Source organism: Halalkalibacter lacteus (assembly GCF_036663595.1).
Classification (GTDB): Bacteria; Bacillota; Bacilli; order Bacillales; family Bacillaceae_D; genus Halalkalibacter; species Halalkalibacter lacteus.
Window position 1 is genome coordinate 1 of record NZ_JAWRVL010000014.1, and the last position, 12,464, is coordinate 12,464.

Annotated in this window: 10 protein-coding genes and 1 other RNA gene; all 11 read right to left on the reverse strand. The window is 38.6% G+C overall.

The annotated features are described in order from the left end of the window. Positions 1–90: 90 nt before the first annotated feature. Entirely contained in the window at positions 91–1,326 is a 1,236-nt protein-coding gene (locus SAZ04_RS11695; protein ID WP_332695281.1) for an ABC transporter substrate-binding protein, read from the reverse strand. Between the two features lie 83 nt (positions 1,327–1,409). Further along, the gene (locus tag SAZ04_RS11700; protein ID WP_332695283.1) at positions 1,410–2,444 is read right to left on the reverse strand and encodes a LacI family DNA-binding transcriptional regulator; all 1,035 of its coding nucleotides are present in this window, start codon (positions 2,442–2,444) and stop codon (positions 1,410–1,412) included. 268 nt (positions 2,445–2,712) lie between these two features. Further along, on the reverse strand, positions 2,713–3,897 hold the full coding sequence (locus tag SAZ04_RS11705) for an MFS transporter (protein ID WP_332695285.1): 1,185 nt from the start codon (positions 3,895–3,897) through the stop codon (positions 2,713–2,715). 640 nt (positions 3,898–4,537) lie between these two features. Further along, positions 4,538–4,875: a transfer-messenger RNA gene (gene ssrA / locus SAZ04_RS11710) on the reverse strand. A gap of 167 nt (positions 4,876–5,042) precedes the next feature. After that, the gene (gene smpB, locus SAZ04_RS11715; protein WP_332695287.1) at positions 5,043–5,516 is read right to left on the reverse strand and encodes an SsrA-binding protein SmpB; all 474 of its coding nucleotides are present in this window, start codon (positions 5,514–5,516) and stop codon (positions 5,043–5,045) included. A gap of 233 nt (positions 5,517–5,749) precedes the next feature. After that, positions 5,750–8,128 carry a ribonuclease R gene (rnr, locus tag SAZ04_RS11720; protein ID WP_332695289.1) on the reverse strand — a complete coding sequence of 793 codons (2,379 nt, stop codon included), beginning with the start codon at positions 8,126–8,128 and terminating at the stop codon, positions 5,750–5,752. 44 nt (positions 8,129–8,172) lie between these two features. Further along, complete coding sequence (locus SAZ04_RS11725) at positions 8,173–8,919, reverse strand: alpha/beta hydrolase (RefSeq protein WP_332695291.1); 747 nt, start codon at positions 8,917–8,919, stop codon at positions 8,173–8,175. Beyond that, a complete protein-coding gene (locus SAZ04_RS11730; RefSeq protein WP_332695293.1) occupies positions 8,900–9,616 on the reverse strand; it encodes an alpha/beta hydrolase in 717 nt (238 codons plus the stop codon). The genes SAZ04_RS11725 and SAZ04_RS11730 overlap by 20 nt, the downstream gene beginning before the upstream one ends. A 400-nt stretch (positions 9,617–10,016) precedes the next feature. After that, entirely contained in the window at positions 10,017–10,247 is a 231-nt protein-coding gene (secG, locus tag SAZ04_RS11735) for a preprotein translocase subunit SecG (RefSeq protein WP_332695295.1), read from the reverse strand. Positions 10,248–10,480: 233 nt separating this feature from the next. After that, entirely contained in the window at positions 10,481–11,476 is a 996-nt protein-coding gene (locus SAZ04_RS11740; RefSeq protein WP_332695297.1) for a LacI family DNA-binding transcriptional regulator, read from the reverse strand. Positions 11,477–11,639: 163 nt separating this feature from the next. After that, a complete protein-coding gene (locus SAZ04_RS11745) occupies positions 11,640–12,464 on the reverse strand; it encodes a carbohydrate ABC transporter permease (RefSeq protein ID WP_332695299.1) in 825 nt (274 codons plus the stop codon).

Consider the following 12,464-nt stretch of genomic DNA (forward strand, 5'->3'; position numbering starts at 1 on the left):
ATCATTAGTAAATAAGGATTCAATTTTTTCTTACCCATCATAATCCTCTCCTTTTATGAGGAAAGGGGCTCTTGTGGTCCCTTTTTTGTATTATTGTCTCGATTGTACTTTATCCCACTCATTGTCCATTGTTTGCAAGAATTGATCGACGTCTTTGTTAATTAAAAACTCTTGAATTAAGTTCTCTACTTGCATACCTGGATAGTAGTAGTGATCAGCAAAACTTGTAATCGTACCTTCTTCAAAGTGTACTTGCAAATCCGCAACTGTTGGGTCTTTTTGGAAGACATTTTCTACAGCTGAAAATAGTTTTTGCTCATCAATGTAGAATTGAACGTTTTCTTCTTCTAGTAGAAATTCCACAAATGTTCTCGCTTCTTCTGGATGTTGAGCTGTTGCTGAAATTGTAAGGAGCGTATCAACACCAGAGACTAAACGGTTTTCATCCGCGTTGTTTGATGCAGGTAAGGCAAATGCACCCAATTCGATATCAGGGTTGGCTTCTTGAATTTGGCTAATTGCCCAAACACCCATCATATACATCACCGATTCGCCATTGGCAAAAGCTGTGTTTGCTTGGTTATAGTTTGTTCCAAATACATCGTTATCTGTATACTCTAAAAGGGTTAGCATTTTTTCTGACACTTCTTGATAACGATCAGCAAATGTTGTTTCTTCTGCGTGGCGCTTTTCAAAGAAGTCATCTCCATGCAAGTTTGATGCTAATGCGTTAAAAGGTGGTAATGCCGTCCATGCTTCCCCGTAAGGAGAGTAGAAAGGTGTTTCTCCTGCCGCTTCAATTTCTTCAGCTAGCTCGATAAACTCATCCCACGTTGTTGGGATTTCTAATCCTAGCTCTTCAAATTTGGTTTTGTTATATAATACGGTGTTTGCGTTTGCAGAGTGTGGTAATCCATTAATCTGCTCGTTATCTGAGAGTAGGTTGATCATATCAATATAAGATGGAATAATTTTTTCAACTATTTTATCACCTGTAAAATCAACAAATGCACCACCCTTAGCCGCTTCACCATAAACTTTGTCTCCGTTATAAGCAACAATTTCCGGAACATCATTTTGTGATAAACGAGACATTAATACCGTACCTGGTTCAGGAACATGATTTTGTTCAATTTTGATGTTTGGATGTTCCTCTTCAAACTTAGCGATTAACGTATCATACGTACCTACTGCTTCTGATTTGAACTGGAAGAATTCTAATGAAACTGTGCCATCATCACTAGCACCACTTTCTCCTCCGCCACAACCAGTTAATAAACCTACTACTAAAAAGCCTGACATTATAGTACCTAATAATTTCTTCATTTCATTTTCCTCCTAAAATAAATTCTTTTTTATTGTTTGCAGTATTTACTACTAATTCAGTAAATGATTCCAGAATCAAATTTCTAATTTAAAGTCGCTCCACATGACTCTCTAACAACTAATTTAGTCGGAACAACAACTTTTAGTGGAATGACTCTGCCTTTTATTCGTTCTTGCAGCAAATTAACGGCTGTCCTCCCCATTTGTTCGGTGTAAACCTTTACAGTTGTGAGCGGAGGACTAACAAAATTGGATATTTCAATATCATCCACACTCACTATTGCTACTTCATGTGGAACTTTAATACCAGCTTCATGTAAAGCGCGAATTGCTCCAATCGCCATCGGGTCACTTCCAACAAAAAACGCGGTTGGCAGATTGCCTTTTTCAATCGCCTTTTTCATCGTTCGGTAGCCTCTAGGCGTTCCCCAATTATCTAAATAGATATCGCTTTCATTTAATCGATTATGTTTTTTCATGAACGATTCATATGTTTTCTGTCGTATATCCCCCGTTTTTCCTGACTCAAAAACTTCATGCATTTTCATGCCACTTCCAGGTCCACCAATGTAGCCAATTCTTTCATGACCTAATTCAAGTAAGTGAGACATGACTTTTTCACTTGCTCCCTCTAGATCACATATTACAGAATCAAAGACTTCTATTTCAGCAGGTGCATCGACAAAGACGATATTTTGGTTGTGGTTGTAACGCTTGTTAATTTCGCTTTTATCAATATGACCGACTACAATCAGTCCATCTAAATCTTCAAATGACTGTTCATTCGAAGCGTTCTGCAATCGAACAAATCTAGAAATTCTTATATTTTTTTGTGTACATTGCTTTTCAATCCCTTTTCGAATTGATAGAAAATAAGGATCATCAAATTCGTCTTCTTGACTACAGCCCATTAACAACCCAATCTTAGCGCTTTCATTTCGGGATAAATCCTTGATTACATTTTTCTTTTTAGAAGAATAATTTAATTCTTTTGCGACCGCTAAAATCCGGTCTCTTGTTTGTTCCATCACTGTAATCGTCTCATCATTATTTAACACTCTTGACACCGTTGAAATTGAAACATTTGCTCGTTTTGCAATATCCTTTATTGTAGCCATCACATCACCGCTTTTCTTTTACCGGTAAATTTTGTGTAATTTATTTACCAACTATTTTAGTTTAGCAAACTTTTTTCATTAAAACAATCTTTTATTTTACTATTTTTTTGTTATTTTTTACTAATAAAACAAATTACCGATCGTTTTAAATGTGTTTTTCGATAAATACCAACAATAAACTTACTTACATCATAAGTTTACCGGTAAAAAAATTATTAATTTTTACTAAAAAACGCATACCTGATTAAGATATGCATCCCTAGTATCTTTAACCTTTCAATTCATAACTATCCCTTGTCACTTCTTTCTTTCTTACCAATGCTAGACGGTATATTATAAAACTAATTGTTCCCATTGCCGCAAGCATCGCCATGCATAAATATAGGTTTGCCATTCCAAAATGATCAATGATAACTCCTCCAGCTAAAGAACCTATCAATCCTCCTACTCCAAAGATAACTGTCAGAAAGAAAACATGACCTGTCGCTAGTAAATTTTTCGGTAATATTTTCGTTACATATTGAAAAGCACTTAAATAAAACACACCAAAACTCGCTCCATGTAAGAGTTGTAGAAAAAGAATGCTTTCCGGGGAACCAATAAGGGCCATGCCTATCCAGCGAAAACTATACAGTGCTCCACCAATCATAATAAATGTTAGCTCATGAAATCGTCTAAACCACAACCATCCAAAAACAAAAACAAGCGATTCTGTTATCACTCCAATAAAGATCGCCCATCCAATTAAAGATTCGCTCCCACCCAATTCAACGATATAAATACCCATGAAGTGGTCATTTGTACGATGAGTGGTAGTAATCAGCAATGAAAAAATCAAAAAACAAAGGAACTTACGATCTGTCCCCATTTTGAGTGCATCAATAATCGTAGCTTTTTTATCAGTTGTATTTACATCAGATAATTTAAAACTAATCAATAAGGTGAGGGTAATGACTAATAAGAAAGGATAGAGAATGTTTTCAATTCCAATAGCGGCTAGTATGTATCCTGACACCAACGCTGTAATCGCAAACCCAAGAGAGCCCCACACTCTAATTTTCCCGAATGACACGTTTTCTTTCATTGCTGTCTTCTGTGCCAGGCTTTCCCCTAAAGGATTAATTGGTGAGAAAAAACAAAAGAAAATAAATAGCAGTAAAGCAATTACCGCAAAAGACTGAACTTGAAATAGAATGCAAGCCATTAACACGACACATCCCAAACAGACAATTAAAGTCCCCTTTATCGATTTGTATTTATCACTCAAATACGCACAAAAAGGCTGGGCAATTATTGAAGCTACAGAAGCAATGGCTAATAACCAGCCTATTTCCACACTCGAAAATCCAATATCTTTTAGATAAACAGGCAAATAGGTCCCCAATATGGTCATGGCTGAAAAGAAAAAAAACATGAAAGCCATTAAACAAACAGATTTATTTTTTAATGGCATATAGACCTCCTTCCAATTCTTGAATAACTAAGTTTACCGCAATTTCTAAAAAGATATAGTTATATTTGGGAATTTTTATTAAGTAATCTTAGTTACTCTTTATTAATTACACATGACAGCCTTTTATACACTTAATTGTGTATCACCTTACCTCATAATCTCTCAAAAAAAAGAAAAGAGCAAATCTAATTTTAAATAAATATAATAAGCTAACATCCCGTAATGGTAAGTATGCTCCTGAAAAATTAATCATGAAGCAACAATTTGAAAAAATTTTTTTATCGATTAAATAAAAAGAACCGCATGACCTCTGCAGTCATGCGGTTCACGGTATGGTTTTGGTGGAGACGGTGGGACATGTTCTTCCAAGCTTTCGCATTGGCACTGACTATATCTTGAACTTAAGATACCTCTCAAGTCCCTTGGCGTATTATGAAGCATATAAATTTGCCAGACTCCTGACTGAATGCTCCATCCTAGTACTACCTAAGCTAAGCAGGCAGCCTATAAGTCGATACACGGCTGTTGGATTGCTCCACATACCGCTCGATATTACCTTATCATCTGATTAGATGACGTAGACTTCATCGATAAAGCCAAGTTATCACTCATGTGTCACCACACGAGGCGACTATTTCCATAATCGAACCCACGTCCAAGAATAACGACACTTACGCTTCTACGAGCGTATTCACTGTATTAGCATTTCGCCAACACTTCGGCCCAGCAACAGGCTTCTGTGAGGCTAGTCTGATTGTTCTCTTCCTTCACCCTCAGACGGAGGGTAACCGGCGTAGCCCACTTAGAGTGAGTCCCAGATCCTACCACATGGGCGATGGAGGGTGGAACCGCAAAGCGCTATTAAGCTGCTAGTGCGAAGTTATTGTTTTCTTTGCCAGTTAATTGGCTTTGGCGTTTTAACGAGGCCGACCCCCTCGACTCGCAACGCAAGCACGACCTATCCCTGTCGAATCCAGAACGTCCCCAAGTTTGTGTTAGCTAAGAGGTTTTCTCTAAAGCTAAGCGATAAAAAATAATTCGTCCAGAACAAGAAGATATAAGTAACTCTCGCTCTGGATCTAATTATAGCATATTGAGTAATTGTTGCAACTGGTAATTATCTACCAGAAAAACCAAAAGAGCTGTTACCCTTTCATACGCTCTTTCAATGCACGGTCGACTTCACGCTTGGCATCCTGACGTTTTAACGTCTCACGCTTGTCGTAGTTCTTCTTACCTTTAGCAACACCTATTAATACTTTGGCAAAGCCATTTTTGATATACACTTTCAAAGGAACAACTGAATACCCTTTTTGCTGCGTTTGCCCGATCAATTGGCTAATTTGCTTTTTATGAAGAAGAAGCTTGCGCGCACGTGTTGGATCATGGTTGTATCGATTTCCTTGCTCATACTCACTAATATGAGCATTGTGAAGATACATTTCTCCATTAGAAATACGGGCAAATGAATCCTTTAAATTCATTCGACCTGCCCGCATTGATTTGATTTCCGTTCCTGTTAAAACCATTCCTGCTTCATATGTTTCTTCAATAAAATAATCATGACCGACTCGCTTGTTTTGAGCGACCACATTACGATCTTTATCTTTTACAGCCATTTGCTACACCCTTTTGCTTCATGACATTTTCTTAATGATAGCAAATACTAGAGAAAGGCGTCAAAGAGATTATTAAAAAAGGTTGATTTTCACCTTTTTTAATAATCTCGAAGCGATGAGCGGAGCCACTGCCTTGTTTTGAACAAGCGCAACTACTGAAACTCGGACAAAGAGAATCAACTTTTACTCTGTTTGACTCCAAGGATGAGTAAATCAATTACCTACACCACCCTTTATTTCCGACGCTTCTTCCCTTTCTTTCGCTTCGCACTTGGTGCATTCTCGTAAAATTTCTTTTTCTTACGCTTTTGTCCTCCGGCTTTTTCCTCTGTTTTCACAGCATCTTTGCCACTGCCATTGCGTCCTTCTCCACTAGAGCCACGCCCTCCACGGCCTTTTCCACCGCCTCGTCCGCCACGAGGTTCACGTTTCCCACCGACAATAACTTTCGGACGATCTCTCGGTTCTCGGCGTTCTCTCGGTTTCATGCCGACTACTTCAAAATCAATCGAGGCTTCATCAACATTGACATTCGTCACTTTAACTTCGATTTCATCCCCGATGCGGAATGTTTTCCCTGTCCGCTCACCAATCATCGCATATTGCTTTTGATCAAAGTGGTAATAATCGTCTGTTAAATAACTAACGTGAACAAGCCCTTCAATTGTATTCTCAAGTTCCACAAACATTCCAAAGTTCGTGACCCCGCTTATCATCCCAGTAAATGTTTCACCAATTTTATCTTCCATGTACTGAGCTTTTTTAATGCTATCTGTATCACGTTCTGCTTCAACTGCACGTCTTTCCATTTCAGAAGAATGGCGAGTGAGATCAGGCAATATGGCATTCATCTTCTCTTGTGTTGCCTCATCGACATTTTTATTAATTAAGTATGTTCGAATGAGACGGTGCACAAGTAAATCTGGATAACGTCTAATCGGTGACGTGAAATGTGTGTAAAACTCTGTTGATAACCCGAAGTGACCAAGGCTATTCGTGTCATACTTTGCTTGTTGCATCGAACGAAGCATAACCGTGCTAATTACCGTTTCTTCAGGTTCTCCCTTTACTTCTTCAAGAAGTTTTTGCAAGGCACGAGGATGAACGGTATTGGCATTGCCTCGAACAACATAACCAAAGTTTGTGATGAATTCAAGGAATTTCGTTAACTTTTCAGCATTTGGGTCTTCATGTATACGGTAAACAAATGGAAGTTTTAACCAATGAAAGTGTTCAGCAACCGTTTCATTTGCCGCTAACATAAATTCTTCAATTAATTTTTCCGCTACAGATCGCGTTCTGAGCACAACATCTGTTGCTTTGCCTTCTTCATCAACAAGAACCTTTGCTTCTTTGAAGTCAAAATCAATCGCACCACGATCAAAACGCTTTTTCCGTAAAATCCCGGCAAGTGCCTCCATCTCTTCAAAAAATGGTACTAGTGATTCATAGCGATTGCGCGTCTCTTCATCTTTATCGACTAGAATTTTATTTACATCTGTATACGTCATTCGTTCGGTCGTATTAATTACACTTTGAAAAATTTCATGATTGACGACTTGCCCATTTGAATCGATCTCCATCTCACACGATAGCGTTAAGCGGTCAACTTTCGGATTCAAACTGCAAATTCCATTCGAAAGTCGATGCGGAATCATCGGGATAACACGATCAACCAAGTACACACTCGTTGCTCGTTCTGCTGCTTCTTCGTCAATCGGTGAGCCTTCTGTTACATAATGAGTCACATCAGCGATTGAAACACCTAAAAGATAATTTCCATTTTCAAGTTTTTTCACATGAACCGCATCATCTAAGTCCTTCGCATCGGCACCATCAATTGTAACAATTGTTTCAGCACGTAAATCACGGCGGTCCTTGAGATCATTTGGATCAATTTGATCTGGAACTGAATTTGCATGCTCAATTACTTCATCTGGAAATTCAATTGGAATTCCGTGCTTGTAAATGATCGAAATGATGTCCATTCCAGGATCATTTTTGTGTCCGAGCACCTTAATCACATGACCTTCCGCACTCATCCGTCCTTCAGGGTACTTCGTAATTTTCACAACAACTTTATGCCCATCAACAGCACCTTGCGCATTGTTTTTCGGAATGAAAATATCGTTTGCAACCCTCTTATCATCAGCAATCACAAAACCATAGGAATCTTGATCAACATAGGTACCGACTACTTCTGTCGTCCCACGCTCAATAATTCGGATCACTTGCCCTTCTGGTCTTGTTCCAGAAGATTTTTGATTTAAACGGACAAGAACGATATCTCCGTTCATTGCACTATTCATATCTCCACTTGTTACATACACATCATCCATGCCTTCTACTTCAGGAATGATAAAAGCAAAGCCTTTCGCATGACCTTGTACACGACCTCGAACTAAGTTCATTTTCTCAGGAATGCCGTAGCGGTCTGTTCTTGTTCGAACGACAAGCCCCCTGTTTTCTAATTCATTTAATGCCTTAACTAACTCTTTAAAGTTGTCACTGCCCTCTACCTCAAATGCTTCTTCAATTTCACTTATAGAAAGAGGCTTCTCCGCTGTTTCGCGGAAATATGTTACTAGTTGCTGTATTAATTTTTCATTCAATGTTACTGACTCCTTTCATTCAAACAGCTTCTTTCTACTCGTGATTAACTCGTCCAATCAAGTTTCTCTAAAAATTGATAGACATCCTCATGAAGCTGTTCTTTCTCTTTATCTAATGTAATGACATGTGTTGAATCTTCGTACCATTTTAAAGTCTTTTCTTCTGATTCAACATGATCATGAATGAGATTCGCACTTTCAATATCAATCATTTGATCATGTCTAGCCTGAACGACAAAAACCGGCGAGTAGATGAAATCGAGATTGTCTCTCACGTCATCAATTAAGCCTTGTAATGCTTGCAGTGTTCCCATCGGTGTTTCTTCAAATGCTGACATCTCTTTTTCAATTTGTTCTGGTGATTTTTTTTCAAGTTGTTTGTATTGTTTAGCGTAAGCTAAAACTCCTTTGTAAATCGCATCTTTTGTTTTGGGCCTCACCGGTGCACACATCGGCACGATGCCCTTTATAGGTAGAGTGTACCCGATTTTAAGGGAGAATACCCCTCCAAGCGACAGGCCGCAAACAGCTATCTCTTCATGCCCTCTCTCTTTTAAGTACTCATATCCATTAACAACGTCTTGCCACCAATTTTTTGGACCTGTATGTACTAATTCTTCAGGAGGGACACCATGTCCTTTATATAACGGAGCATGACACGTATAGCCTTGCTTTTGCAAGTGACGCCCAAGCATTCTTACATCAGCTGTTGTCCCTGTAAAACCATGTAATAACAATACGGCACGATCTCCTCCTTCAAACGTAAATGGTTTAGGAGTCACCACTTTCATCTTCATCTTCCTCTCTACACAAAAATGCCTCAATCTTATTAATTAATAAAGCTTTTTCAAAGCCATGGCAAATCAAATGCTTCGATTCAGGCAAAAAAGCAAGTTCTTTTACTTTAGATCCTATCATTTCATATAAATACAATGCACTTTTCCGTGGCACAATACCATCTAATTCTCCTTGTAAGATAAGGGAGGGGACGGTTACTTTTTTTAAAGACGGTTTAATTTTTTTCACAACTTGCATAAATTGAAGAACGGCACCTAAAGGTGTTTCAGTGATTTTTTTTCGGTAAAGTTGGTAGTGTTCATCGTTGTCGTGCTCACCTAGAACACGCAACCATACTTTCTCTTTTAAATCTTGTATGAGTTGCAGCGGATTTCCGTAGTAAGCCGCTGCACTTAACAGAACGAGCTTTGACACTGGATATTTAGCTGCGATATAACATGCGAGCATTCCACCCATCGAAAAACCAATCACATACACTTTCTCACAGCGGTTTAACAACTCACGAACAGCCACTTCCGCTGTATAGACCCACTCTTGATAAGTCACATCTTTCAAGTTTCCGTTTTGACCATGTCCAGGCAAAGTCGGTGTATAAACAAGCCAATGTTTTTTCTCGAGAAAATATGTTGAAATCGGCTCTACTTCCCACGGCTCTCCTGTAAATCCATGCAAACATAGACAACCAATCATATTCCCCTCACACCTTTCTTAGCATCGCTTTTGGAAAAGGACCAGTTTTCTTATGGTAGTGAGTTTCTTGTGTTTTACTTTTGACTGTTTGTGATCGCGTTCCGGACTTGTGCTCATATCTCGATCTGTTGCTCGTTTTCCCGTCTTTCACAGTCGAATTCTGGTCTTTTCTTCTCATATTCCGGTCGATCCGGTTCACATTGCGGTCTTTTCCACTAAGATTCCAATCAATTGCTTTCGTACTCCAAACATTCCCATTTTACTCTTACCGCTAATTCAATTCTCTAAATCCACAGTACTACAATACCCGATCTACCTTGCCACTAATCTTAATTATTGGAAGATCCTACTATTTTATAATATAAAGAAAGCAGCAGGCTTAGCACCTGCTGCTTTGACATTACAAGAAATATGCAACCGTAACGGTTAAGACAAAAAACAATACAGCTAAAACGACAGTTGCTTTACTTAGTACCGCATCAATTCCACGTGCTTTCTGTTTTCCGACAAGTTGTTCAGCACCGCCAGAAATCGCTCCTGAAAGACCTGCACTTTTTCCAGATTGTAATAATACAACTGCAATTAAGCTAATTGATACGATAACGAGTAAAATTGTTGCTAACGTTTGCACTGCTCTACACCTCCAAGCACAGTATGCGCTACTACTAATGTAGCATAGAGTTTGTCAAGAACGCAATATTATTTTGCATCGTAGTCTCAAGAGTTTGCTCAAACTTCCAGGAATATTAGTAATCACTAACATAAAATAACTCTACCCTTTCACCTAACAAAAACTCTTTTGGATTTTTCACCGCTTAGGAAGCTTAGTCACCCTCTGTTTTGAAACAATAAATGCTACGTTCACTATTTAAGTGTTGACTGTCGTACTATTAGCTTGATCGGTAAATAGTCAATTGACTTTTCTATTTTTCGTTTATTATCAATGACATCAAACATCACTTCCATTGCTTTTTTTCCAATCTCATTTACTGATTGTTCAATTGTTGTTAAAGGTGGATCGATCACTTCAGCAAGCGGCTGATTATCAAACCCGACAACCGCCATGTCATCAGGTACTTGCAAGCCCCTCTCTTTAGCTTCAAGAATAACACCTACAGCGACCTCGTCACTTCCTGTAAAAACGGCTGTTGGTCTATTTTCTAATTCGAGAATGGATTGAAGAACCGATCTTCCATCACATATACCAAATGAGTCTGGAAACTCCCAACTTTTGTATACTGGCAATCCAGCCTCTTCCATCGCTTTCCAATACCCCTTTTGGCGATCTTGGGAAAGATGGCCAGACATGTCTCCACCACAATAAGCTATTCTTTTATGGCCCAAATCAATCAAATGCTTTGTACCAATATAACCACCTTTCACTTGATCCAGCCGAATCACTGGTATCGTTGCGTCATCATGATACTCATTACACATAATAATCGGCCCATATTGACAGAAAGGTTCGATATCTTCCCACTTATTTTCAATTGAGACTAATATAATCCCATCTACTTGTTTTGTTTTAAGCATTTCTAGGTACTTCAATTCATTTTCTTTGTTACACCTTGTATTACACAAAATGAGTTTAAAGCCGCTCTTTGAAGCAATCAACTCCATTTCATCCACTAACCGGCTAAAGAAAGGGTTGATGATTCTAGAAATCAAAACAGCAACGGTTTCTGTTTTATTTTTTCTTAATCGTTGGGCGGACGAATTAGGTACATAACCCAATTGGTCCATTGCTTCTAATACTAATTTTCTTTTTTCTTCTGTAACAAATGGTTCATTGTTTATAACACGTGAAACTGTTGTACGTGATAGCCCAGCTAGCTCTGCGACTTCTTTGATTGTTGCCATGCTACTCCCCCAAACTCTCTGTTACTCGATGCATTCTATTCTTAATTATATCACCTATTTAAAAAAAGGAATGAAAATAAAATGGCTACCAATCATTAGTTGGCAGCCATTCTATCAGTAAGAACAGAGTCAAGTAGACAAAATTCCAATCCTAATCATATCATTATTCTTTAACCGCACCTGAAGTTAATCCCGACACAATTCGTCGTTGGAACATGAGAACAACCAGAACGATTGGAATCGTCACAAGTACCGTGGCTGCAGTAATATCTCCCCACGGGACCGTGAATTGACTTTGATACATGGAAATACCTACAGGAATCGTTCTCCAACTATCAGTAGTATTAATCGTTAATGCAAATAAATATTCATTCCAAGCAGCAATAAAAACGAGAATGGCCGTTGTAAATACCCCCGGAGCTGCTAGTGGGAAAATAATTTTCCTGAATGTCTGGAACGGTGTTGCCCCGTCTAGTTTCGCTGACTCCTCTAAGTCAATCGGAATTTTCTTGAAAAAGGTCGCCAAAATCCAGATTGCAAGAGGTAAGCTTACTGTGATATAAGGGATTACTAGACCCATATGACTATTTCTTAAACCAAGACTCGTTATCATATTATAGATCGGTGAAATAATAGCGATTTGTGGAAACATCGCTGCCGCTAGCACGGTTCCAAGGATCAAACCTTTAAAGCGAATCGGTAAACGAGTGAGCGAATACGCAGCAAATGATGCTACTCCTATTGCAATGATTGTTGTTAACGTTGAAACGACAAGACTGTTCCACATATAAGTAAGCAGTGGTCTCGTTGTTAAGGCCGACACGTAAGACTCAAAAGTAGGATTTGCTGTAAACCAACGATAGGACGAAGCGAATATTTCACTCGGTGACTTAAACGACGTTAAGAATACCCATATAAATGGAAACATCACAAGAAAGATAAATATTGTCAAAAACACATAAAAGCCAATGCCAGTACGCTTATTCAT

Bases quoted from the DNA above. Each gene is read 5' to 3' on its own strand.
- SAZ04_RS11695 (WP_332695281.1), bottom strand. From the start codon at position 1,326: ATGAAGAAATTATTAGGTACTATAATGTCAGGCTTTTTAGTAGTAGGT.
- SAZ04_RS11700 (WP_332695283.1), bottom strand. From the start codon at position 2,444: ATGGCTACAATAAAGGATATTGCAAAACGAGCAAATGTTTCAATTTCA.
- SAZ04_RS11705 (WP_332695285.1), bottom strand. From the start codon at position 3,897: ATGCCATTAAAAAATAAATCTGTTTGTTTAATGGCTTTCATGTTTTTT.
- smpB (WP_332695287.1), bottom strand. From the start codon at position 5,516: ATGGCTGTAAAAGATAAAGATCGTAATGTGGTCGCTCAAAACAAGCGA.
- SAZ04_RS11725 (WP_332695291.1), bottom strand. From the start codon at position 8,919: ATGAAAGTGGTGACTCCTAAACCATTTACGTTTGAAGGAGGAGATCGT.
- SAZ04_RS11730 (WP_332695293.1), bottom strand. From the start codon at position 9,616: ATGATTGGTTGTCTATGTTTGCATGGATTTACAGGAGAGCCGTGGGAA.
- SAZ04_RS11740 (WP_332695297.1), bottom strand. From the start codon at position 11,476: ATGGCAACAATCAAAGAAGTCGCAGAGCTAGCTGGGCTATCACGTACA.
- SAZ04_RS11745 (WP_332695299.1), bottom strand. From the start codon at position 12,464: ATGAATAAGCGTACTGGCATTGGCTTTTATGTGTTTTTGACAATATTT.